General features: G+C 51.8%; 23 protein-coding genes and 1 tRNA gene. 11 read left to right on the plus strand and 13 right to left on the minus strand.

The genetic code is table 11. From position 1 onward, the window contains the following. Positions 1 to 88: 88 nt before the first annotated feature. The 4 genes from AC6I8A_RS00275 to AC6I8A_RS00290 form a co-directional block, all read right to left on the minus strand. Positions 89 to 1,114 carry a LacI family DNA-binding transcriptional regulator gene (locus tag AC6I8A_RS00275; protein ID WP_265301444.1) on the minus strand — a complete coding sequence of 342 codons (1,026 nt, stop codon included), beginning with the start codon at positions 1,112 to 1,114 and terminating at the stop codon, positions 89 to 91. A 58-nt stretch (positions 1,115 to 1,172) separates the two neighbouring features. Beyond that, complete coding sequence (locus tag AC6I8A_RS00280; protein ID WP_265301446.1) at positions 1,173 to 2,177, minus strand: LacI family DNA-binding transcriptional regulator; 1,005 nt, start codon at positions 2,175 to 2,177, stop codon at positions 1,173 to 1,175. Between the two features lie 157 nt (positions 2,178 to 2,334). Next, positions 2,335 to 2,997 (minus strand): OmpA family lipoprotein, encoded by a 663-nt coding sequence (locus AC6I8A_RS00285; protein WP_008105270.1) that lies wholly within the window; start codon positions 2,995 to 2,997, stop codon positions 2,335 to 2,337. Positions 2,998 to 3,106: 109 nt separating this feature from the next. After that, entirely contained in the window at positions 3,107 to 3,667 is a 561-nt protein-coding gene (locus AC6I8A_RS00290; RefSeq protein WP_256697926.1) for a DNA-3-methyladenine glycosylase I, read from the minus strand. Between the two features lie 140 nt (positions 3,668 to 3,807). On the opposite strand from AC6I8A_RS00290, the gene AC6I8A_RS00295 reads away from it, so the two are divergent. The 4 genes from AC6I8A_RS00295 to AC6I8A_RS00310 all read left to right on the plus strand — a co-directional run bounded on the left by AC6I8A_RS00295 (position 3,808) and on the right by AC6I8A_RS00310 (position 7,020). Beyond that, positions 3,808 to 4,503: an autotransporter gene (locus AC6I8A_RS00295; protein WP_256697927.1), complete on the plus strand. Its 696-nt coding sequence runs from the start codon at positions 3,808 to 3,810 to the stop codon at positions 4,501 to 4,503. A 101-nt stretch (positions 4,504 to 4,604) separates the two neighbouring features. Further along, a complete protein-coding gene (gene dnaT, locus AC6I8A_RS00300) occupies positions 4,605 to 5,141 on the plus strand; it encodes a primosomal protein DnaT (protein WP_265301452.1) in 537 nt (178 codons plus the stop codon). After that, a complete protein-coding gene (gene dnaC / locus AC6I8A_RS00305) occupies positions 5,141 to 5,881 on the plus strand; it encodes a replicative helicase loader DnaC (protein WP_007893471.1) in 741 nt (246 codons plus the stop codon). Before dnaT ends, dnaC begins: the two co-directional genes overlap by 1 nt. Before the next feature lie 8 nt (positions 5,882 to 5,889). Then, positions 5,890 to 7,020 carry an ROK family protein gene (locus AC6I8A_RS00310; protein WP_497817849.1) on the plus strand — a complete coding sequence of 377 codons (1,131 nt, stop codon included), beginning with the start codon at positions 5,890 to 5,892 and terminating at the stop codon, positions 7,018 to 7,020. A gap of 52 nt (positions 7,021 to 7,072) precedes the next feature. On the opposite strand, the gene AC6I8A_RS00315 is transcribed toward AC6I8A_RS00310, so the two are convergent. Further along, on the minus strand, positions 7,073 to 8,536 hold the full coding sequence (locus tag AC6I8A_RS00315; protein ID WP_256697929.1) for a sugar porter family MFS transporter: 1,464 nt from the start codon (positions 8,534 to 8,536) through the stop codon (positions 7,073 to 7,075). 401 nt (positions 8,537 to 8,937) lie between these two features. On the opposite strand from AC6I8A_RS00315, the gene AC6I8A_RS00320 reads away from it, so the two are divergent. Beyond that, on the plus strand, positions 8,938 to 9,930 hold the full coding sequence (locus tag AC6I8A_RS00320; protein WP_497817850.1) for a LacI family DNA-binding transcriptional regulator: 993 nt from the start codon (positions 8,938 to 8,940) through the stop codon (positions 9,928 to 9,930). 1 nt (position 9,931) lies between these two features. On the opposite strand, the gene AC6I8A_RS00325 is transcribed toward AC6I8A_RS00320, so the two are convergent. Continuing rightward, complete coding sequence (locus AC6I8A_RS00325) at positions 9,932 to 10,372, minus strand: GNAT family N-acetyltransferase (RefSeq protein WP_497817851.1); 441 nt, start codon at positions 10,370 to 10,372, stop codon at positions 9,932 to 9,934. Between the two features lie 498 nt (positions 10,373 to 10,870). On the opposite strand from AC6I8A_RS00325, the gene AC6I8A_RS00330 reads away from it, so the two are divergent. From AC6I8A_RS00330 to AC6I8A_RS00345, 4 genes are all read left to right on the plus strand, one after another. Then, positions 10,871 to 11,755 (plus strand): sce7726 family protein, encoded by an 885-nt coding sequence (locus AC6I8A_RS00330; RefSeq protein ID WP_479486410.1) that lies wholly within the window; start codon positions 10,871 to 10,873, stop codon positions 11,753 to 11,755. A gap of 4 nt (positions 11,756 to 11,759) precedes the next feature. Then, complete coding sequence (locus AC6I8A_RS00335) at positions 11,760 to 12,704, plus strand: sce7725 family protein (RefSeq protein WP_479486411.1); 945 nt, start codon at positions 11,760 to 11,762, stop codon at positions 12,702 to 12,704. Next, positions 12,694 to 13,719 (plus strand): RES family NAD+ phosphorylase, encoded by a 1,026-nt coding sequence (locus tag AC6I8A_RS00340; protein ID WP_479486412.1) that lies wholly within the window; start codon positions 12,694 to 12,696, stop codon positions 13,717 to 13,719. The genes AC6I8A_RS00335 and AC6I8A_RS00340 overlap by 11 nt, the downstream gene beginning before the upstream one ends. Before the next feature lie 272 nt (positions 13,720 to 13,991). After that, the gene (locus tag AC6I8A_RS00345) at positions 13,992 to 14,390 is read left to right on the plus strand and encodes a helix-turn-helix domain-containing protein (protein ID WP_008105263.1); all 399 of its coding nucleotides are present in this window, start codon (positions 13,992 to 13,994) and stop codon (positions 14,388 to 14,390) included. On the opposite strand, the gene AC6I8A_RS00350 is transcribed toward AC6I8A_RS00345, so the two are convergent. Together AC6I8A_RS00350 and AC6I8A_RS00355 are read right to left on the minus strand one after the other, a co-directional pair. After that, complete coding sequence (locus AC6I8A_RS00350; protein ID WP_256697931.1) at positions 14,347 to 15,195, minus strand: AraC family transcriptional regulator; 849 nt, start codon at positions 15,193 to 15,195, stop codon at positions 14,347 to 14,349. The two genes, AC6I8A_RS00345 and AC6I8A_RS00350, sit on opposite strands and share 44 nt — an antisense overlap. Before the next feature lie 109 nt (positions 15,196 to 15,304). Next, entirely contained in the window at positions 15,305 to 16,339 is a 1,035-nt protein-coding gene (locus AC6I8A_RS00355; protein WP_436333095.1) for a virulence RhuM family protein, read from the minus strand. 195 nt (positions 16,340 to 16,534) lie between these two features. On the opposite strand from AC6I8A_RS00355, the gene AC6I8A_RS00360 reads away from it, so the two are divergent. Next, a complete protein-coding gene (locus tag AC6I8A_RS00360) occupies positions 16,535 to 17,194 on the plus strand; it encodes a DUF1345 domain-containing protein (RefSeq protein ID WP_497817852.1) in 660 nt (219 codons plus the stop codon). Positions 17,195 to 17,212: 18 nt separating this feature from the next. On the opposite strand, the gene AC6I8A_RS00365 is transcribed toward AC6I8A_RS00360, so the two are convergent. The 5 genes from AC6I8A_RS00365 to xylF all read right to left on the minus strand — a co-directional run bounded on the left by AC6I8A_RS00365 (position 17,213) and on the right by xylF (position 22,356). Continuing rightward, positions 17,213 to 17,307, minus strand: a tRNA-Sec gene (locus AC6I8A_RS00365). Between the two features lie 61 nt (positions 17,308 to 17,368). Further along, positions 17,369 to 18,547, minus strand: a complete 1,179-nt coding sequence (xylR, locus tag AC6I8A_RS00370; RefSeq protein ID WP_497817853.1) for a D-xylose utilization transcriptional activator XylR — start codon at positions 18,545 to 18,547, stop codon at positions 17,369 to 17,371. Positions 18,548 to 18,640: 93 nt separating this feature from the next. Then, a complete protein-coding gene (xylH, locus tag AC6I8A_RS00375; RefSeq protein ID WP_479490332.1) occupies positions 18,641 to 19,822 on the minus strand; it encodes a xylose ABC transporter permease XylH in 1,182 nt (393 codons plus the stop codon). After that, a complete protein-coding gene (locus AC6I8A_RS00380) occupies positions 19,815 to 21,341 on the minus strand; it encodes a xylose ABC transporter ATP-binding protein (protein ID WP_497817854.1) in 1,527 nt (508 codons plus the stop codon). The genes xylH and AC6I8A_RS00380 overlap by 8 nt, the downstream gene beginning before the upstream one ends. Before the next feature lie 22 nt (positions 21,342 to 21,363). Further along, positions 21,364 to 22,356 carry a D-xylose ABC transporter substrate-binding protein gene (gene xylF / locus AC6I8A_RS00385; protein ID WP_008105256.1) on the minus strand — a complete coding sequence of 331 codons (993 nt, stop codon included), beginning with the start codon at positions 22,354 to 22,356 and terminating at the stop codon, positions 21,364 to 21,366. A gap of 345 nt (positions 22,357 to 22,701) precedes the next feature. On the opposite strand from xylF, the gene xylA reads away from it, so the two are divergent. Then, a complete protein-coding gene (xylA, locus tag AC6I8A_RS00390) occupies positions 22,702 to 24,024 on the plus strand; it encodes a xylose isomerase (RefSeq protein ID WP_497817855.1) in 1,323 nt (440 codons plus the stop codon). Positions 24,025 to 24,037 lie beyond the last annotated feature (13 nt).

Here is a 24,037-nt window from a genome sequence, read left to right on the forward strand (position 1 = left end):
AAAAAACCTAAATGGAACCGGTTCCAAAGAGAAGAGGCAGACCGTGAAATTATGATCATGCTCACGAAGTGAGCCATAAAAGGGGAGGTTAGCGCAGCGGCTGGCTGGAGCCGCGCACGATCAGCTCGCCGGAGAAGAGCTGTTCGCTGATCGATTGCTCGCTGCCTTCAATGCGTGCAATGACTTGTTCCAGCGCGGCGTAACCAATCTGCCAGGTGGGCTGTTTTAACGTGGTGATGCCGACGCCCGCCAGCGCCGCCCATTCCAGTTCGTCAAAGCCCAGCAGGCCAATCGCTTCGCCCCAGCGCAGCTCAAGGCGCTGCAGCGCGCGCGCCACTTGCAAGGTCAGCGCGCCGTTGGCGGCGATCACCGCACAGCGTTTGTCAGGATGGCGCTGGTGGAACGCGCGCAGCTGTTTTTCCAGCGCGTCGGGCTGATGCAGCGCCACTTCGGCATTCTCTGCCGCAATCTGTGGCGCGCTGTTCACCGTGTCGTAGAAGGCGCGCAGACGTTCACGGCGGGTGTTGACGCTGCCAAGTGGCTCGCTCAGGAAGAGCAGGGCTTGATAGCCGTTATCCAGCAAATGTTGAGTCGCAATTGTGGAGGCTTCAACGTTGTTGAGCCCCACCATATCGCAGGCGAAATCGGGAATTTTACGGTCGATCAACACCATTGGCAGCATCGACTGTTGCAGGCGATTAAGGACTTCTTCATGCATGCCCACGGCATTCACCACAATGCCTTCCACCTGATAACTGCTGAGCAGTTGCAGGTAATGCTGTTCGAGATCGACTTCGTTGTTGGTGTTACACATCAGCAGAGTAAAGCCCTGCGCACGGCACGCCGCTTCGATGCCGCTCAACACGTCAACCGAGTAAGGATTGGTGATGTCGGCAATGATCAGACCAATCAAACGCGTGCGGCCGCGTTTCAGTCCACGCGCCATCTGGCTGGGACGATAGTTGAGTTCGGCGATGGCCTGTTCGATACGGGCTTTGAGATCGGGCGAGAGCAGATTCACTTCGCCATTCAGATAGCGGGAAACGCTGGTTTTACCGGTTTTTGCCGTACGGGCAACGTCACTGATTGTGGCTCGTGGCGGCCTGGTTTTCATTGCTTACACCTGCTGAAAAGAAACAGGCGAAGACTAACACAGCTCAGGCCAGTCGCAATCATTGCGTGTCTGAAGTGAGTCGCAGCACCGGTTGCCAGAGCGTTTGCAGCTCGCTCAGCGGCGCATCATCCAGCAGTTGCAGCACCATTTCGGCGATGCGCTCGCCAATGTGCTGCTGGGATGATTGCAGAATGGCGTTTACCGGCTGATCGACAATCGAATCGGGCGGCAATCCATCATACACATACAGCGGAATCGCCTGCGCGCCCTTCAGGCGGGCCGCTTGCTGCAGCGCAATCGCGGCTCCTTCACCCAGCGTGCTGCAATCGGTAATGATCGCTTGCGGCGCATCGCCTTGGGCCAGCCAGGCATTGGTTTGTTGATAGCCGGAGCGGCGCGTGGCGGGCAATGTAGCCATCAGAGATTGATCGACCGGCGCCTGATGCTGAATCAACGCATCAATAAATCCCTGGCGGCGATCGAGGATATACGTCGCCGATTCGTTACTGCCGAGATAAGCCAGACGCGGCCATCCTTGTTGCAGGCAGTGTTGTGCCGCGAGAAAAGTACCGGCGTGATTATCGTAATCAATCCACGCGTAAGGCTGCGGCAGCTCGCTGCGACCCAGCGTCAGGAAGCGGAAACCTTTCTGTTGCAGGCGTTGCAAACGCGCATCCTGCGGCATGGTGTGGGTTAAAATCAGGGCATCGATGGCGCCGCTGCGCAGCATGCGAATCAGCTTGCGTTGCAGCTCCTGCGGCTTATCGGGTAGCAACAGCAGATCAATATCGTGCTGCGCGAGACGTTGATCCAGCGTCAGCAGCATTTGGCTGTAGTAGCTGTCATTGAGCGAGGCGTGGCTGATGGGAAAGAGCAGTCCAACCGCATTGGCGCGCCCGGTTTTCAGGCGACGGGCCGCATCGTTGGGACGATAACCGCGCGCTTGCGCTTCATCTTCAATGCGTTTGCGCGTGACGGCCGCTACATCGTCATAGCCATTTAGCGCCCTGCTCACGGTAGTAACAGAGAGGCCAAGGGTAGCGGCGATGGCTTTCAGTGACATGATAGCGTCCCATTGATCAATTTTTGATCACGCTAGCATAAAGGAAAAGGCGGCTCTATCAGTTACGAATTTTTTAGCTTTTTCTGACAAAGGTGGCGTCAAAAGTGGCGAAAAAGAGTGATAAAAGCCGACCTGCTGGCGCAGATCGGCTTTACTTTTAGCTCAGCGGGCTGAGGGTGATCTCAACGCGACGGTTCTGTGCTTTACCGTCTTCGGTGCTGTTGCTGGCGACCGGATTATCCGGGCCTAAACCCTGAGTACGCAGGCGGTTCTGCGCCACGCCCTGCAGAATCAGACCGCTGGCGACGCTGTCAGCACGCTGCTGTGACAGGCGCATATTCAGCGCGCGCGTGCCGGTGCTGTCGGTGTAGCCCACCACATTCACGGCGGTTTTTGGATACTCTTTTAGTACCATCGCGACGCCGGTCAGGGTGTTAGCGCCCGCCGGTTTCAGGTTGCTGCTGTTGGAATCAAAGGTGACGTTATTTGGCATGTTGAGCACGATGTTGTCGCCCTGACGCGTCACGCTGACGCCGGTGCCGCGCATTTTGTCGCGCAGTTTCGCTTCCTGCACATCCATGTAATAACCCGCGCCGCCGCCCAGTGCCGCACCGGATGCCGCGCCAATCAGCGCGCCTTTACCGCGATCTTTCTTCGACGACGACAGCACGCCCACGCCCGCGCCTAACACCGCGCCTAAGCCGGCACCGATGCCCGATTTGCCCGCCTGCGATTCGCCGGTATATGGATTGGTGGTACAACCCGACAGCGCCAGGCTGCCGCTCAATAACAAGGTCAGCGCCAAAATACGCTTATTCATGAAAAATCCCTCACAGATTTAAACGGGGAAAAGCCCCAAAACGGCACTATTATGCCGTTCAATTATGGGGAAATGCGTGAGGGTCAGTCTTAATTTGTAAACTTTTGCTTTAAAGATTATCAGGATGGCAGAAACAGCTGGTTTGATGATCGTTAATTAAGCCGCAAGCCTGTAGAAATGAGTGGCAGGTTGTGGGACCGACGAATTTAAAACCACGCTTCTTAAGTGCTTTAGAGAGCGCAATGGCGGGCTCGGAGGTGGTTGGCGCGTCTTTATAATTCGCGTAACGGTGCAAAATCGGCGTATGGTCGACAAAAGACCAGATAAAGCGCGAAAAGTCCTCTCCGGTGGCTTCCAGCGCCAGCAATGCGCGCGCATTGTTGATTATTGCCTCCAGCTTGCCGCGATGGCGAATCAGTCCCGCATTTTGCATCAGACGTTCCATGTCGCTTTCATCCATCAACGCCACGGCATCAGGATCGAATTCATGGAAGGCGCGGCGGTAATTTTCGCGTTTTTTCAGCACGGTAATCCATGAAAGCCCCGCCTGCTGACCTTCAAGACAGACCATTTCAAATAAGACTCGCTTATCGGTTTGCGGCACGCCCCACTCTTGATCGTGGTACGCCAGATACAGTGGATCCTCAGTTACCCAGCCACAACGCTGCATTGCATCACTCCCTTAGCATATGAAATAGCGATAGATCCCTTGACGTATAGCAAATTCGATTAATAGTTATACAACGGGCGCCGATATAGATCTTATAAAACCTAAACGCCCCTCTCTTCCCGGCTCGTCAGGAGTCCTTCATGTTGCAGAAAAGTCAGCGGACAGGCCAGCACAAAATTGCGCTGGTTTTTAGCGGTTGGTGGCTATTATTTCTGGCCGGGAATGCCTATGCCTTTGATCAGTCGAGCCAGAATAGCGCGCCCGATTACAACGCAATACTTGCTGAAAAAATTTCCAGTAATCATCTGATGTTGACAGAAAATCCCGATGCCAACCTGTTTGACGCTGCGCTCAATTCGCCGAACGACTTCGCGATGGTGATGCACAATGAAACCGCCAGCGTCGGTGCCGCGCCCTTTGTGAATCGCTATTCGGCCGGTTGGTCGATGCCGATGAGTGAAGCGGTGAGCACCGGGCCGGTGGCGCAGTTTGCGGTAGATGATTCGACGTTGAGCTGCCCGAAGTGTGAACGCGTGGACAGCAATAATGCCGAGCATATTGCCTCGCTCGGCTGGCGCGTGGATTCCAGCTTTGGCTGGATATCGCCGTGGGCACAGGTGAGCTACAGCCATCTGGTGAATGAAGAGCTGCCTTCACCCACCCGTGAACACGCTGACGACATGAACGGCCGGGAAAACAATTGGGTGGATGTCAGCGTCGGTGCCAATATGCCGTTGGGGCAAAATATGGCTGCCTTTGCTTCCTTCGCGCAAACCGGTGCGGTGAGCAGCGGTGAGCAGTTCATCTACAGCCTTGGCGTCAGCGCCAGCTTCTAAATCGCGCGCGATCCGCCGCGCTAAAACAGTTACACTGAGCGTATTACGTCGGGCTGAATTAACCGTCCGGCGCACCATGCTGGTTAACGTCAGGTTTCTTCATGTCAGTCAAAATCTTATCTTCAACGTTGGTGGGGCTGGATGGCTTCTGCCATGACCCGCTCGCCGTGCTGCAGCAGGCCGATAACGGCACGCTGGCGGTGCTGCATAACAATACGCCGGCATTTTATGCGCTTACGCCGCAGCGTCTGGCGCAGCTGCTGGCGCTGGAAGCCGCCACGCAGCAGCCCAATGATGTCACGCTGGATGAGAGTCTGTTTCAGACCGATAGCGCGCCTATCGCTACACCGGTTGGCAAGTTCGCGATGTATGAAGGCTGGCAGCCGGACAGCGATTTTCAACGTCAGGCCGCCATCTGGGGCGTGGCGTTGAGTGAAGCCGTTACTGCCGCCGAGCTGGCCACGTTTGTGGCGTACTGGCAGGCGGAAGGCCGTTTGTTTCACCATGTGCAGTGGCAGCAGAAGTTAGCGCGCAGCGTGCAGATGAATCGCGCCGCCAATGGCGGGCAGCCAAAGCGCGATCTCACGCAAATCAGCAATACTGATTACGATATTCCCGATGGATTCCGAGGTGAGTAATGAAAACGCCGAACGATCTTTTTAGCCGCCTGAAAAAGATGATGCCTTCCGAAGTGCAGCCGAAATTCAAAAACGGCGCGGAGCTGCTGGCCTGGAATCAGGAGCAGGGCCGTTTGCGCTCGGAAGCGATTGTGCGGGAAAACCGCGCGATGAAAATGCAGCGCATCATGGGGCGCTCGGGCATCCGCGAGCTGCACATGAACTGCTCGTTCGACAACTATCGCGTGGAAAATGATGGGCAGCGTAAAGCGCTGGCGATGGCGCGCGAATACGCCGCCGGATTTGAAAATAGCATCTCCAGTTTTGTTTTCTCTGGCCGTCCCGGCACCGGTAAAAACCACCTTGCTGCGGCGATTGGTAACGATCTGATTATCCGCGGTAAAAGCGTGCTGATTGTCACCGTCGCCGACTTAATGTCGAGCATGAAGGGCACTTTCAGCGGCGGCAGCGATTTAACCGAAGAGCGCCTGCTGCACGATCTCAGCCATGTGGACTTGTTGGTGATCGATGAGATCGGCATGCAGAGCGAATCGCGCTATGAAAAAGTGATCATCAATCAGATTGTCGATCGCCGCTCATCGTCGAAACGCCCAACCGGCATGTTATCGAACCTCGATCCGGCGGGCATGAATTCGCTGTTGGGTGAACGCGTGATGGATCGTATGCGCCTCGGCAACAGCTTGTGGGTGCGCTTTGACTGGGAAAGTTATCGCAGCCGTGTGCGCGGTGATGAGTATTGAGGAGTGCTATGAAAGCAGCCGGTAAAGGTCCAGCACTACTTCGTCTGAACAACCTGAAGCGGGTGATGACGCAACTGCGCACCACCCGCATCACCTCCCGCCAGGATCTGGCATTAGCGCTCGAGCTGAGCAAAAACACCGTTTCACTGATTGTCGATGATTTGCTGGAAGCCGGGCTGATCAATGAGCTCGGCCCGGTTAGCGTGGCTTCTGCGGGCCGCCCTAAAATCGAAATCTCGCTGCGCGCGGAAAAGCTGAAAAGCGCCGGCATCATGGTGGAGCGCCAGGCGATTCACTGGCGCGTGTGCGACTACTACTCGCAGGTGATTGCCGAGCAAACCTGGCGCACCGAAACCAGCGATCCTGAGCATCTGCTGCATGAGCTGGTGGAAGTGTGTCAGACCTTGCACGCGGCGCATCCCGAGCTGCTCGGCGTGGCGATTGGCTTCCCCGGCATCATCGATCCCCATCGCGGCTGGGTGCATTTTTCCGCCCATCTTGGCTGGCAGAATGTGGATGTGATGACCATCCTCAGCCACGAGATGCCGCTGCCGCTGCGCATCATGAATAACGTCAAAGCCGCCGCGCTGCTCTCGGTGCAGCAACTCGAACTGAATAAGTCGCAAAGCCATTTCTATCTGCGTATCTCAGAAGGCTTGGGCGGCGCGCTGGTCGAGCAGGGCGAAGTGTTTACCGGCAGCAGCTGGACGGCGGGTGAGATCGGCCATCTTACGGTGCAACCCAACGGCGAACGTTGTAGCTGCGGACGCTTAGGTTGTCTGGAAACGCTGGTGAGCAAACCGGCCATTCAGCAGCAGTTGGCAAAACGCAAGCCGGGCCTGCGTTGGCAGAATGGTGATAGCGAGCCGGAAATGCTGAAAGAGGTGATGACGCAGGCGGGCACCCATTTGGGCAACGCGTTGAGTCAGGTGATGCAGCTGGTGAATCCGGCCAGCATCATTATTGATGGGCCGTGGAATGCGCAGCCGGCGTTTGTGCAGGCGGTACAACAGGCGGCGCAGGCCGGTACACTGGCCTTTACCTTTGCCCACACCGCGCTGCATTTCCTGCCGCTGCGTATTGATCCGGCCAACGGTTTAGCGCTGGCGGTGATTGAGCAGTATGAGCGCCTGAATTAAACAGGCGCCATCAATGATCCCGTAGGGTCGCCATTGATGGCGACCAAATGCTTTAATGCCTCGGAATATCAAACGACTCACTCGCTTTCGTAGTGGACGTCGTCTTCGGCAGATCTGCTTCAACGTTAAATTTACGCAGTACCAGCGCATGAATCTTCTCAAGCGACACGCCGGCGGTTTCTGGCAGATAGCGGAAGGTGAAGAAGTACATCCCCAGCGAGAAAATCGCGAACAGCAACAGTGGGAAGCCACCGTGGAATATATCCAGCAGCATCGGGCTGCTGTTCATGATCGGGAAGGTGCTGCTGATAACAAAGTTGGCCATCGACATCGCGCAGATGGAAATCCCCACGCAAATCGAACGAATCTCAGTTGGGAACACTTCGCCCAGCACCGTCCAGACGATCTGGCCCCACGTCATACCGAAGAAAATCATGTACGCGAACAGGCCAATCACCGCCAGCATGCCCGGCAGGTGGTAATAGAAGGCGATGAAGGAGTAGGTCAGGCACACGCAGGAGGTGATGGCCCCCAGCAGCAGCAGCTTACGACGACCAACTTTATCGATTAGCATCATCCCCGCCAGCACGCCAATGAACTGACAAATCGACAGCCAGAAGGTTTGCAGCAGCGCTGAGTCCGTGCTGCCCGCGACGTTTTTCAGCAAGGTTGGCCCAAAGTACTGAATCACGTTGATGCCGCTGATCTGGTTACCCACCGCCAAACCGATACCGACGATCAGCAGTGGAATGGTGGTTTTATCCAGACGCAGACGCGATTTGTGCTGATGCGCGGTTTTATCAGAAAACGAATGTTTGATTTCATTGAACACGCTCTCGGCATGCTCGCGGTTTGAGATTTTGGTCAGCGTATCCAGCGCTTCATCGTACTTGCCTTTCAGCACGTTCCAGCGCGGCGATTCCGGGATAAAGGCGATGAACAGGATAAACAGCGCGCACGGCACCAGCGCCGTGGCGAGGATGTAGCGCCAGCCCATATTGATCATCACGTCAGGCAAGGTGGATTTGGTGATGAAGTAGTTAGTCAGTAACACCACCGATTGTCCGCCGACGCAGCACACCGCATACAGCGCGGTAGTACGGCCACGAAACCTGGAAGGCGACAGCTCCGCCAGATAGATAGGCGAAATCACCGACGCCAGACCAATCGCCAATCCACCAATCATGCGGAAAATGACGAATACGGTGAAGTTATGCGCCAGCGCCGTCCCGATCACCGAAACGGTAAACAGCAGGGCGGTGATGGCGAGGGATTTTTTGCGTCCCAGTTTGTCGCTGAGGCGCGGTGCCATAAAGCAGCCGATCAAACTGCCGAGCAGGATATTGGAAACGGCCCAGCCGGTTTCAGCGGGCGATAACTGGAAATATTCACTTAAGGGTTCGATTGCACCGGAGATAATTGAAGAGTCATATCCCATCAGCAGACCGCCGAATGCCGCGACAGTACAGCAGAGAATGACATACTTCATGTTGTAGCGTTTTTGCCTGGTATCCATTGTTATAGCCCCTTGTCTCTACGGCCTGAACGTTACTTGTTCAGAAAGAGGGTGGTGTAGGTTTAGATGTTCAACTTTTATTCACGCGAGGTCTTCGTGTTGGAATATATGTTCTAAATGATGGTTTTTGGATCATTTTTTCCGAAAAGTGTGAAGAGGGTTGCGAAAATTGCTGAATAAGTCGTCAGGGGCATGTTTATAGCCTAATGAAATGATAGGTTTTTCATCAATTCACTTTGTAAGGACATTGCAAAGTTTGCTTTTTATTGGAATTTTCATTCTGTTATGCACGGCGCTTTGCCGATTATATTTCATCCGGCTGAGCGCACGGGCGCGTTTCATTTTTTAACAGGCAACGGGCATAATACGTTGATTCTCAGCCCCTCTTTGCGGACGCCGTAATGAAAACGCAGCGCATCACTCTGGACGATATTGCTACCCTGGCGGGCGTCACCAAAATGACGGTAAGTCGCTATCTCCGCACGCCGGAAAAGGTCAAAACGGAAACGGCGGAGAAGATCGCCAGCGTGATTGCCGAAATTGGCTACGTGGCGGATACCGATAATTTCGCGGCGACCAAACAGAACCCACCGCGCATCGGCGTGTTGATTCCTTCCTTTAATAATCAAATCTTTGCCGACCTGCTGGCGGGCATTGAATCGGTGACCAGCGCGCACGGCTATCAAACGCTGGTGGTCAATTACGACTACAACGCGCAACGTGAAGAGGAGCAGATCGCCACGGTTTTAGCCTTTAACATCAAAGGGCTGATCCTGACCGAATCGGTACACACCGTACGCGCGGAAAAATACCTTAACGCCGCCAACATTCCGGTGGCGGAAGTGATGGGATTGACCGAAGCGCGTGGACGCATCAATGTTGGCTTCGACAACTATCGCGCCGGCTACGATATGACGGCGATGCTGCTGGCCAGCGGCAAACAGCGTGTTATCTACTTTGGTTCGATGTCCGATCGTCGTGATGAGCAACGATACGCCGGTTATCGCGATGCGGTTGAAGCGGCCGGTTTGCCCGCAGGGCGGATTGTGCCGAACAAGGTCTCATCGGTATCGATTGGCACCGGCATGATGACGCTGGCGCGCCAGCTCTATCCCGAGATGGATGCGATTCTTTGTACCAATGATGATCTGGCGGTCGGCGTGCTGCAGGAGTGTCAGGCGGCGCGCATTGCCGTGCCGCAAGCGATGGCGATTGCCGGTTTTCACGGACTGGAAATCGGCCAGGCAACCACGCCACGCTTAGCCAGCGTCATCACGCCGCGCTTTGAGATGGGAAAAGTGGCGACGGAGATCATCCTGAAAAAGATCAACCAGCAGCCCACCATCGAGCAGGTCGACCTGCATTATCGCCTCTCAATGGGTGCGACGATTTAATTCACTGCCCGTATCGCAGATGAAGCAGCGGAAAAGGATTTCCCTGACCATCCAGTGGCGAGCGGCCGGTGATAACAAATCCCTGATGCTGATAGAAACTTAGCGCCTGCGGATTCTGCTCGTTCACATCCAGTTCGCTGACATTCATTTGTTCGATGGCGAAGCGCAGTAGCTGTTTGCCTATGCCAAGACCAAACACTTGCGGCGCGACAAACAACATCTCCAGCCGATTTTCCGCCACGCCGAGAAAACCGACAATGCTCTGCTCTTCATCGCGATAAATACGCAGCTCAACCATCGGCAAATATTGCTCGCGCACCAGCGGGCGCAAAGCGCGGATATCCGCATCTTGCAGGAAATGATGCGTCGCCCGCACCGACGCTTCCCACACCGTGGTTATCGCCTCGAAATCGCTCTCCTGCGCGGGGTAAATTCCTTTCATGGTGTTCTCCCTTTCAACTTCGACCTACGGCTAATCTTGTAAATCATGACCTCATATAATACTAAATTTGCAAAAAAATGGTTTGAGTAAATTAGCAGCTTAAATTGAGCCAATAGCTAGCGTAAGAAGGTAAAATTTAACGAAAATTATTTTTATATGATAATCATATTTAGAATTAAGGGAGGGGGCGCTCAGCATTTATATCATCAGAGAACATAAAGATATCTAACTTTAATGCTTCAGAAGCATGAAATAATAGGTGGTATACATAAATAACCGCATGTTATAAAATATATCAATGATTGACTCAGCTATGCATTTTTTGTTGATGGTTTTTTCATAGAAGATCTATTAATACTAGAGAGTTAGATGAACTCTTATATATTAATTTGGTGACAAGATAAAAATACTAAGCTATCATGTACGTGTATGGTTTTAATCACTCGCAAGAATGTTAATTTGAAGCGAAGTATAATTAGATATGTGAGGATCGGTGTGATGCATCCTACGCAAATTGCAGTTTTATCAAAGATGTTTTCAACATCTATCGTTTCCGAAATGTCTAAAAAAGGACATTCTCGTCTTTTTGGTCGCTTACTAATTGACTCAAATTTGCTAAATTACACAGATAGCTCCAACACGACAGTTGGAGATGCTTTCGATATTGCATTTTCCTTATTGAAACAATCTGGTTTAAGGACCGAGTACATTTATCGTTCAGCTTTAATACAAAATATTCTTCTCGGGCGTCATTCCCTGCGCACAGCAAGTGCTCTCACTGAGTTTAGAATCGGTTCTTGTAAAGCTGATTTGATTATTTTAAATGGTTCTGCAACTGTTTATGAGATAAAATCGGATCGTGATTCTCTTTTACGTTTAAATAATCAAATCACTAATTATTTAAAAGTTTTTAGTAAGGTTTATATTATAGCTGGTGTGGCTCATATTGATTCGATACTTGAAATGACATCTGAGAATATCGGAATCATGAGTCTTTCTCGTTGGAATAGAATTACTACTATCAGGGAGGTGAAAGAAGATACTACGCATCTATCTGCAGAAGTTATGTTTGATTCGCTAAGATTAAGTGAAGCAACTCACATTTTAGATATGATGAATATTGATTATCCTAATTTACCAAATACGCTTATCAGGACAGAATTGAGACGGATTTATTCTTATCTTGATCCCAAGGATGTTCAAGAAAAAATGATTGGAACCCTCAAGAAGACTCGTAATCTTGCTCCTATGGGGAGTCTATTGTCAAGTATGCCTTTGGCCTTACAAACAATGGCTTTAATGGTGCAGTTACGAAATAAGGATCATTCTCGCCTAATCGAAACGTTGAATAAACCAATCGACGAGGCATTAAATTGGAATTAATAATATGTATCATCCCTATTTTAGAGGTAAGCAGTTTGAATTATTAGCTATCAGAGACTCAGCAGATATACTTGCTAAGTCGGGTTTCATACCAATAATAGAACCTGTAAAAGAAAACTTTAACGGTTTAGAAAAAACGTTAAATTCGATATGCGATGCCAATGGTAGTGCCATTGTAGTGATTAATCCATCATATGGAGATCACTCCATTACGGGAGAAAACATTTCAACCTTTTTAAAGAGTGGGTTTAAAGGTAATGATCGTATCAATGCTGGGATTCTAATCAGTGAAAAAACAAACGAGAGTGAAGTTTTAAAACTATTAGATGAGCATAGTGATCATCATCCATGCTTAATTCATTCTGGTTACGGTGAACCTGCTGTATTGTCAGAAAAAGTAAAAGGAAGAGTATCCAAGCATATATTTATCGAGAAGTTTTGTGGGAAATTATATCGTAGACATTTTAAAGGTGCGGAAAGAGTATTAATTTCAGATGGCTTTGTTAAAAGGAAGAATTCTGAATATCCTCCTTTGGAATATTTCTCAGATCTTCATATAACATATCCAGATGAAGGTATGGATGGTTTTGGTGATTTTCTAATTGTTGGTGATGATTATTCAGAAGGTGGGGGGCCAGCTTATGCTGTTGCTATTCACCTAACTTACATCGATAATAATAAAGATGAAGTAATGAATATCTATCACTTTATTTCAACAAGCAATAATACCCCTACTGATCCTGCAGGAAAATTTGGACAAGCACTAGATAAACTAATACATTTAATAAACTCATCTAATTGCATGATAATAAATACTAAAGCGATATCACAATTCAAAATATTGCATGCAAAAGGCCATTTTCCTGGGTTGGGAACAGTCAAAAAAATTTCCATGAATCATCATATTGAGGTTATGGCACATTTTTTGAGGGGCGCATATGATGAATAGATGTTGCCCTTTATGTTTTGGCGATACCGGACTAGAAAACAATATTATTCCCAGCCTGGAACCAATAATAGGAAATTGTTCCTTTTGTAATTCAAAGGGCGTCTTCATTATTGAACCGGGTAAATTATATGATTACTTTGAACTGCTTATAAATGTTTATGAGGAGGATCCTCATGGCAAAACGTTAATTGAATGGTTAAAAGACGATTGGGCATTATTTTCACATCCAGTAATGGATAATGCTCATGCAAAAGAGTTGTTGAGTGAAGTTCTTGATAATGGCGATGTAACACGAAAAAAATTCATTCCATCATCGCAGTATATTAGTAATGGATTAGCCCAATGGGATACATTACGAGATGAGTTATTAAATAGGAATAGATATTTTTTAAATGAAAAAATAGATAATGATAGACTCAGCGAGTTATTAAGCCATCTTAAAGCACATAATTTCCCTGAGTTATGGTTTAGGTCGAGAATAAACCAAACAGATATTCCTTATAAACCTGAGGAAATGGGAGCGCCCCCGGGAAGATTGGCCAGTTATGGGCGAGCTAATCCAATAGGGATACCCTATCTCTATTTGGGATCAACGGCTGAAACTGCAATATCAGAAACCAGACCTCATACAGGTGAAGTAGCAACAGTTGCAAGTTTTCAATTGGCTAATTCACTAAGCATTGTTGATTTGCGCCATCCCAAAAAGCATGTCTCGCCATTTTTGCTTACTGATTCTGAAGAAATAGGAAAAATGAGGGCCGATATCCCTTTTTTAGAAAAGCTTGGTGAGGAGTTAACCAGACCCGTACTTCCAAGAAGTGCGGCAATAGATTATATACCAAGCCAATATTTATGCGAATTTATTAAGCGGATTGGTTTTCATGGTGTCATCTATCGTAGTTCCGTTAGCGATGGGATGAATCTAGCTTTATTTGATCCAGGTCTTGCAGAAGTGATGTCGTGCTCGCAATACGTTGTTGATCAAGTCTCCGTTAATGTTCTTGAGTTAAAATGAATAATTTTTTTTGTAATTTGCCGGCAATGGATAATTGCTGGCATTCTTCCATTCTATTATTAGTATCTTTTTTTAAGAAATATTTTATCTGATTTGAATTTTTATGATTTTCAGTGAAAAAATTAATTAGTATCAAATCTTTAAATTATAAAATTGGCGAGTTATCGTTATTTATTGGCTTTTGACCATCACATAGCCAGCGAGCGGCTTTCTATAATGCTTGCCACTTGCCGGATTTACGTCCGGTTTTCATTTCGACATCAGGAGGAAAGATGGATATGCACGCCGCCTTCATGCAGCAACTGATGCTCTGGATTGAGGACAATATTGAGCAGAAACTCATTCTGGAAACCGTGGCGCGACGCGCCGGGTATTCGCAGTGGCATCTGCAGCGACTGTTTCGCAGTTACACCGGCGTTGCGCTTGGCACCTACATTCGCGAGCGCAAGTTAACGGCTTCGGTGATCGCGCTGTTGAACAGCAATACGCCGCTGATGGATATCGCCATTAAATATGGCTTCGACTCGCAGCAAACTTATTGCCGCACTTTCCGCCGCATGTTCGATCTGCCGCCCGGCGCATTCCGGCGTAAATATCAGCACACTTTGCCGGACATTGATGGACCTGCTAGCTTGCTGTTTTTGCATCCGCAGAGTCGGCTGGCGGCGTAAAGTATTTGCCTGGCGTTGAACCAAACGCGCTGCGAAAAGCGCTGATATAGCTGCTAACGCTGTCGAATCCGACCTGCCACGCTACTTGCTGCACACTTTTGCCCGCCGCCAAACCTTCCAGTGATTTAAGTAAACGTGAAACCTGGCGATAGCGCGTTAAACTCATGCCCACCGCGCTGGCCCAATGTCGGCTCAAACTGCGCGGGCTGAGTCCCGCCCAGCGCGCCAGTTCTGGCCCGGTGCGGGTATCGGAGGGATCGTCCATCAACAGGCGTGCAATCTGCAGCAAGCGCGGTTCCGTCGGCAGCGGTAACGTCAGCGGATGTTCGGTCGATTCATATAACTCATCCAGAAACACCTCGCTCAGGCGATTGTAGCGCGCGCTGCCCCAGTGATCGGGCGACAAGGTTGCCAGCCTTTCTGCCAGCGGCTCCAGCACCGACGGGCAGGAGAGCAGGACCGGATGATCTGGCAACGGCGCGGCCAGCGCGTCGTCAACCAATACCGTCCAGCCAAGCACCGGGCCCGGCCCGATGATCGCATGTTCAAAGTAGGGCGGAATCCAGCCCACCAGTCGCGGCGGATTGGCGAAAATACCGGACGGCGTTTTCACCGTCATTAATCCCTGTTTCAAACAGAAAAGCTGCCCAGCTGCATGGCGATGCGTGAAGGTTTCACGGTCCAGCTGTTTCGCTAACGCAGCGGCAATCACTTTCGGCGCATCCGGCTCCAGCAGGCGCTGACGCAGCTCAGCCTGACGCGGATTGCCCGAGAAAGTCAGAGTATCAGTTGGATGGATTAACATGCCAGGCTCCACAATGCGATGAAGGAGCAAAGTGGCGGAGATTGGTGGGGAAGTAAAGCGTGGGTGTGTATGAGTTAAGGTGCGAAAGCGGGAGGAGGCTCAGCGGCGATCATTTCGATTTCTTAGAGTCTGGTTGCCACTGCAGCAAACTGGCAATATTCTTTTCACCTTCTGCCTCTTTTAAACGACGCTGTTGCTCGGCGAATTCACCGTATTCAGCCTGCGCTTTTTCATCGGCCATTTTCTTACTGATTGAACCTGCACCTTGCAGCACATCGCGATCGTTAAATTGCAGAAATTGATCGAGTTTGCTCTGCCAATCGCGAAGAAAAACCTGCTGGCGACGGCGCGCCTGGTCTTCGGCAAAATCCAGCCACATTGTGACCACGCGATTGAGCTCGCTCACTTCGTCCTGAACCAGATAATTTTTAGCCACCGTGACATCGCTTCTGCGCACCTCTTCACCTTTGAAACTCGTCAGCCCCATATGAGGTTGGCTGGCGTCAGCGCGCAGATGAATCAACTCGGCAGCGGTATAACCGGTACAGGCAAAGTGCAATTTATTCTGGATGGTTTGAAAAAACTGCGTGGTCTCTTTGAGGGAAGGTTGATAGTCAGCCGCTAAGGCAAAAATCTCGCGAACGCGTAAATACATCCGACGCTCACTGGCGCGAATGTCGCGAATACGCTCCAGCATCTCATCGAAATAGTCAGGTACAGCGGATGAACCCACCGGCGGATTTTTCAGCCGCTCGTCATCCATCACGAAGCCCTTGATCAAATATTCTTGCAGAGTTTGCGTTGCCCATTGGCGGAACTGAGTACCGCGTGGAGAGCGGACGCGATAACCGATGGCGAGGATCATTGGCAAGCTAAAGTATTGAACCTGATAATTTTTTCCATCACTGGCAGTTGTTCGGTAAAACCGAACAACTGAATTTTCCAGCAGTTCACCCTCTTCGAAGATGTTTTTGATATGGCCACTGATGGTCGCTTTCGCTTTATCAAATAGCTCACATATCATTGCCTGAGAAAGCCACAACGTTTCGTTTTCGAAGCGACATTCAACCCGCACTTTCCCATCGCCGCTCGCAAACATGACAAATTCGCCTGCTGGTGATGGTGTGGATTGCTCCTCTGACATGTCGCCTCCGCTCTAATAGGATCTGCTGCACAGTATGCCAGAGAGACGCAATGAAGCTCATTAGTCGATTGGCGATTATTTTATCAACTGCAATGGAGCCGAACCGATAAATGGTTAAGGTGTTCCACAATTACAACCTCATTAACAGCGTCTACAGTTAACCTATCCACCTTCCTTCACTAAGCCTCTGACACCATGAGCCTTTCCATGATGCATTACCTTCGCGCACGCCTGCGTTTGCTGGTTTCGATTGTGGCTGGCGTGGCCTGTTATTTTTTCCTGCCTGCACATCTGGGCATGTTGCAGCGTCTGCTGATTGGCTGGAACGTGCTGGCATGGCTCTATCTCGCTTTTCTGTGGCTGCGCATGTTAGGTACGGAGGCCAAAGACATTCCGCATATTGCGAAAATCGAAGATGAAAGTGCGACGTTGGTGCTGAGCATGGTAACGCTCACCTGTATGGTCAGCATTCTGGCGATTCTGATGGAGCTCACCACGCTGAAGAGCCTGACGGGAACGCCACGCATTCTGCATTTGCTGCTGACAGCGGCAACCTTGGTGGTCTCATGGGCGCTGCTTCCCACTTCATTCGCCATGCATTACGCGCATCATCACTATCTGCGGCGCAGCAAGGATGTCACGCCGATGATCTTTCCTGAAAAGCCCGAGCAGCCGGGATACTGGGATTTTCTCTACTTCTCTTTCACCATCGCGGTGGCGTCGCAAACCGCCGATGTAGCAACTGGCACCACAGATATGCGGCAAATCGCTCTGTTGCAGTCGGTGATTTCGTTCGTGTTCAATCTGGCGATTTTGGGATTGTCGGTGAATGTGGGGGCGGGATTGTTGAGTTAGCGGGAGGGGAAAAGTAAGTGGCGGAAGATCACAGGAGTCGAACCTGCCCAGGACCGCTGGCGGCCCCAACCGGATTTGAAATCCGGCCGCCTCACCGGAGACGACGATCTTCCTTTGAAGATGCCGCAGGAGTATAGCGACAATCGCGGCGGAATTCTTGATCTTAGCCGTGCGTCACAGCACGTTTTCACCGTGAAGCTGCCGATACTCCTTCGGCGTGTTGGCATAACTCTTCTTAAACACTGAATAGAAATATTGCAGCGACGGGTAGCCACACATTTGTGAGATCTCATTGATGCTCAATGAAGAACACGCCAGCAGCTCGCGCGCTTTCTCCAGTTTTTCGCGGTGAATCATGGCGTGAATGGTGTCGCCGGTTTCATCGCGAAAGCGTTTTTCCAGATTCGATCGCGAGATGCCGATGGCATCCAGCACCTGTTCAACCTTAATGCCTTTGCAGGCGTTGAAGCGGATATAATGCATCGCCTGAATCACCGCCGGGTCGTGCAAGGAGCGGAAATCAGTGGAGCGGCGCGCAATCACTTTTACCGGCGGCACCAGAATGCGTTGCAGTTGCAGACGCTGATTATCCAGCAGGCGATGCAGCAGTTTTGCCGCCTGATAACCCATCTGGCGCGAACCCTGTGCCACGGACGAGAGCGCCACGCGCGACAGATAACGCGTCAGTTCCTCGTTATCGATACCGATCACCGTGAGCTTTTCCGGCACCGGGATTTTGAGGTATTCGCAGGCCTGCAGCAGATGGCGAGCACGGGCATCGGTAACGGCGATGATGCCAGTTTGCTGCGGCAGCGTTTGCAGCCAGTCAGCCAGGCGGTTTTGAGCGTGCTGCCAGTTTTCCGGCGCTGTTTCCATGCCCTGATAGACCACGCCTTGATAACGCTCGCGTGCCACCAGTTGGCGAAACGCATGCTCACGCTCTTGTGCCCAGCGTTTGCCGCTGGCTGCGGGCAAACCATAGAAAGCAAAGCGGTTCACGCCTTTCTCTTTCAAATGCAAAAAGGCGCTCTCGACCAGCGCGGCGTTGTCGGTGGCGATGTAATGCACGGGCGGATAATCCTGCGGCTGATGGTACGATCCACCAACACCGACAATCGGCACCGACACGTTGGCCAGCAGTTTTTCAATTGAGGGATCGTCGTAATCCGCGATAACTCCATCGCCCAGCCATTCCCGGATGTTGTCGATGCGACAGCGAAAATCCTCTTCAATGAAAATGTCCCAATCCGTTTGAGATGCCTGTAAATACTCACCGACGCCCTCAACCACCTGGCGGTCATAAACCTTATTGGCGTTGAACAGCAACGTAATGCGAAAGCGTTTCTCATGCATCGTGGCGCACTCTCCTAAATCGACAGCACCTTGCATAGCATGGCACGATGGACAGCAGAAAGAATTTGCGCCACATTGTGATCCCCCACGCGATTACACCCGACGGCGCGTCGCGGTATCCATCCACACTGCCAGCAGCAGGATGGCGCCCTTGACGATGTACTGCCAGAAAGTCGGGACATCCATCATGCTCATGCCGTTATCCAGCGAAGCCATGATAAATGCGCCGATCACTGCGCCCGCCACCGAGCCAACGCCGCCCGCCAGGCTGGTACCGCCAATCACACAGGCGGCGATGGCATCCAGTTCGGCGATGTTGCCTGCCGAAGGCGAACCTGCGCCAAGGCGTGAGCTAAGAATCAGGCCTGCAATCGCCACCATCACGCCATTGATGGCGAAGACCGCCAGCTTGGTGCGGGCCACATTTATGCCGGAAAGGCGTGCGGCATCCAGGTTGCCACCGATGGCATAGATCCGGCGACCAAAAGCCGTGCGGGTCGCCATAAACATGCCGCCGAGCAGCAGCAGCGCCAGCAGCAACACCGGCGTTGGCACGCCGCGATAATCGTTGAGCAGCCAGATCGCGCCTAACACCAGAACAGCGGTGATGACCTGTCGCACCAGCGCACCGCTGACGGAGGGTTGCGTCAGACCCAGCTGTTGGCGGCGCAAGCGCAAACGCCATTGCCAGAGGATAAACAGCGCCAGACCGGCAAAGCCGAAGCCAAAACCTATCCCGCCAGGCAGATAGCTTTGCCCAATCTGCGACATTGCTGGGCTGGTAGGCGCTACGGTTGTGCCGTCGGTGATGCCGACCAGAATGCCGCGAAACGCCAGCATCCCCGCCAACGTGACAATAAACGACGGAACTTTGCGATAGGCCACCCACCAGCCGTTCCAGGTGCCGAGCAGCAGGCCCATCACCAAAGTTACGACGATGGTGAGCGGCAGCGGCCAACCGAGCCAGACGTCAAAGATGGCCGCTGCACCGCCGAGCAATCCCATCATCGAACCGACTGAGAGATCGATCTCCGCTGAGATAATGACGAACACCATGCCGACCGCCAGAATGCCGGTGATCGCGGTCTGGCGCAGCAGGTTGGAAACGTTACGGGCGCTGAGCCACGCACCGTCGGTGGTCCAGGTGAAGAACAGGGCGATCAGCACAATCGCCCCCAGCATCACCAGCACCTGCAGATTTGGCAGCGAGACTTTACCTGGCGCACCTTTACCCGGCGTAGTGAGGCCGCGTTGCGTACTTTCGGTCTTAAACATAGTGTTCACTCCGCAGGGCGGCTTCCATCACCTGCTCCTGAGTCAGGTTATCGTTAATCAGATCGGCTTTGATTTTGCCTTCATGCATCACCAAAACCCGATCGCTCAGGCCCAGTACTTCGGGCAGCTCAGACGAAATGACAATCACGGCAATCCCTTGCTGCACTAACGAATTAATCAGCAGATAAATTTCCTGGCGCGCGCCCACATCAATGCCGCGCGTCGGCTCATCAAGAATGAGGATTTTTGGATTGAGCAGCAGGCATTTAGCGAGGATGGCTTTCTGTTGATTCCCGCCGCTCAGGCGACCAATCGGCAGGTCTGCCGACGAGTTTTTTACCCGCAGGCGTGCAATGGCCTGGTTAATTGCCTGCTGCTCCTGCGCTTCATCCAGCAGCGAAAGTCGGTGACTAAATTGGTCCAGCGCGGCCAGCGTGATGTTTTTGCCCACGCCCATCAGCGGTACGATGCCATCCTTTTTACGATCTTCCGGCACCATTGCGATGCCGTGAGCGATGGCGGCGCGGCAGTCATTGATACGGACTTTCTTACCGTTGATATGAATAGCGCCCTGCCAGCGTCCCGGCCAAACGCCAAACAGACACTGCACGGTTTCGGTTCGCCCGGCACCGACCAGCCCGGCAATGCCAAGGATTTCGCCGCGCTTCAGGCTGAAAGAGACGTTATCCACCCGGCGAATATGGCGGTTAACAGGATGCCACGCCGTGAGGTTCTCCACCTGCAGCAGGGTTTCGCCAATCTCGTGTGGGCTATGCGGATAGAGCGCCGTCAGTTCGCGCCCGACCATCATAGTGATGATGTCATCCTCACTCAGCCCGGCGGCCGCGCGGGTCGCGATGTGCTGGCCGTCGCGGATCACGCAGATGGTGTCCGAAATCGCCTTTACCTCATTGAGTTTGTGCGAGATGTAGATGCAGGCGATGCCGTGTTCGCGCAGGTTTTTGATGATGCTCAGCAGCACCTCGGTTTCCTGTTCGGTGAGCGAAGAGGTCGGCTCGTCGAGGATTAGCAGGCGCACCTGTTTATTCAGGGCGCGTGCAATCTCCACCAGCTGTTGCTGGCCTAATCCCAGCTCGCCGACGCGCGTATCCGGCGAGACATGCAGCTTGACCCGCTCCAGCAGCTGCTGGCAGCGCAGCGTCATGGTTTCGTCATCCACCATGCCGAAACGCCCCAGCTCAGCGCCGAGGAAAATGTTCTCCATCACCGTCAGCTGCCGCACCAGCGCCAGCTCTTGATGGATGATCACGATCCCTTTGCGTTCAGTATCGCGAATGGTCTGCGCCTGAATCTCGTCGCCCGCAAAATGGATAGTTCCTTCGAAGTCACCGTGCGGAAAAAGCCCGCACAGGATCTTCATCAGCGTCGATTTTCCCGAGCCGTTTTCGCCGCACAGCGACATCACTTCACCCGCTTCCAGCTGCAGGCTCACGTCATCCAGTGCTTTCACCGCGCCGAAACGTTTGGTGATATGGTTCATTTCCAGCAACATCGACATATCTCCTTCGCGGGCTCGCGCCTCAGAGTTCGCTCTGCTTGTGGAAGCCGTCTTTAACTACCGTGCTTTCAATGTTGTCTTTGTTGACCGGAATAGGATTCAGCAGGCGCGATGGCACATCTTTCAGGCCGTTGTTGAGCTTGCTGTTGCTGGCGGGTTGTTTGTCGTCACCGAGTTCCACCGCGATTTTGGCCGCTTCGGTCGCCAGTTCAGTGATAGGTTTGTAAACCGTCATGGTTTGCGTGCCGTTCATAATGCGTTTGATGGCGGCGAGATCGGCATCCTGACCGGAGATCGCGACTTTGCCGGAAAGTCCCTGCGCGCTTAATGCCTGAATGGCACCGCCTGCGGTGGCATCATTCGACGCTACAACCGCATCAATGTGGTTGCTGTTCGCGGTTAAGGCGTTTTCCATTATTTTCAGCGCATTTTCCGGCAGCCAGGCATCAACCCACTGATCGCCGACCACTTTAATGCTGCCATTATCAATATAAGGTTTTAACACTTTCATCTGACCGGCACGGAACAGGCGCGCATTATTATCCACCGGCGATCCGCCCATCAGGAAGTAATTACCTTTAGGCACTTGCTTTACAATACTTTCGGCCTGTAATTCGCCCACTTTTTCATTATCGAATGAGATATAAAAATCAATATCGGCGTTATTTATCATGCGGTCATACGCCAGCACTTTAATGCCTTCACGTTTCGCTTCCGCCACCACGTTACTTAAAACCTGGCCGTTATAAGGAATGATGACCAATACATCGACGCCGCGATTGATCATATTTTCAATTTGCGACATCTGCGTTTCTTCGTTGCCGTTGGCCGATTGCACAAACACTTTGGCGCCCAGTGATTCGGCTTGTTTAACAAAGATATCGCGATCTTTTTGCCAGCGTTCCAGACGTAAATCATCAATAGCCATACCGATTTTGACTTCTTTAGCGCTACCCGCGTGACTAAACAGGGCCAGAGCCGCGCAGGCGGCCAACAGTGATTGTTTCATGTTCATGGTATTAATCCTGTAGGTTGAGGCTGTTGTCGTTGTAAGGCTTATAACCAGGCCGATGAATTGTTGCCCTGAGTTTCAGATGACATCAATTACTGATTTTTATCCGGCTATTACGTTTTTTGGTTTATTTACGATTTTATGAGCGCGATCGATATTTCAACGCTTTCAGAAAAAACGAAGTCGAGAAGACTGAATGAAAATAATGACATTATTTTGCGAGCTGGCGCACAAATAATAATTATCTTACGTTGAGTGTTAAATATCGTAATTGAGCAGCAGTAAATTACATCATCACAATAACCGCTCAAAGCTGACCATTCGGGTCCTCATGCTAAGGAGCTAACTATGCACGCCTATTTCGACCAGCTTGATCGCGTTCGTTATGAAGGGAGTAATACCCGCAATCCTCTGGCGTTTCGTCATTACAACCCGGACGAAGTGATTCTCGGTAAAACCATGGCGGAGCATCTGCGCTTTGCGGCCTGTTACTGGCATACCTTCTGCTGGAACGGCGCGGATATGTTTGGCGTTGGGGCGTTTGATCGTCCGTGGCAGAAGCCGGGAGATGCGCTTGAGTTGGCGAAACAAAAGGCCGATGTTGCCTTTGAGTTCTTTCATAAACTGAATGTGCCTTATTACTGCTTCCACGATGTGGATGTCTCGCCGGAAGGCGATTCGCTGAAAAGCTATCGCGAAAACTTTGCCGTGATGACCGATAAATTGCAGGAAAAACAGCAGGAAACCGGCGTGAAACTGCTGTGGGGAACCGCCAACTGCTTTACACATCCGCGTTACGGTGCGGGTGCGGCAACCAATCCGGATCCAGAAATTTTTGCCTGGGCCGCCAGTCAGGTGTGCAGCGCCATGCAGGCCACACAAACCCTTGGCGGCGAGAACTATGTGCTGTGGGGCGGGCGCGAAGGGTATGAAACCTTACTGAATACCGACCTGCGCCAGGAGCGCGAGCAGATTGGCCGGTTTATGCAGATGGTGGTAGAGCACAAACATAAGATCGGCTTCCATGGCATGTTGCTGATTGAGCCCAAGCCGCAGGAGCCGACAAAACATCAGTATGACTATGATGTGGCAACGGTTTATGGCTTCCTGAAGCAGTTCGGGTTAGAGAAAGAGATCAAAGTGAATGTGGAGGCTAACCACGCAACGCTGGCGGGCCACTCATTCCATCATGAAATCGCAACGGCCATCGCGCTGGGCATTTTTGGCTCGGTGGATGCTAACCGTGGCGACATGCAGTGTGGCTGGGATACCGACCAGTTCCCGGTCAGCGTGGAAGAGAATGCGCTGGTGCTGTACGAAATTATCAAAGCGGGCGGATTCACCACCGGCGGCTTAAACTTTGATGCCAAAGTCCGCCGCCAGAGCACCGACAAATATGACCTGTTCTACGGCCATATCGGCGCAATGGATACCATGGCGCTGGCGTTAAAAGTCGCGGCCCGCATGGTGGCGGACGGCGAGCTGGATAAGCGTGTGGCACAGCGCTACAGCGGCTGGAACGGTGAGTTCGGACAGCAGATTCTGAAGGGTGAATTTTCCCTCGCCGCACTGGCGGAACAGGCGCAGCAACAGCAATTCAATCCACAGCATCGTAGTGGACGCCAGGAACAGCTGGAAAATCTGGTGAATCACTACTTGTTTGATTTTTAATTTTTCAGGAGCG

Source organism: Pantoea sp. X-Soil-ISGK-275 (genome assembly GCF_059730795.1).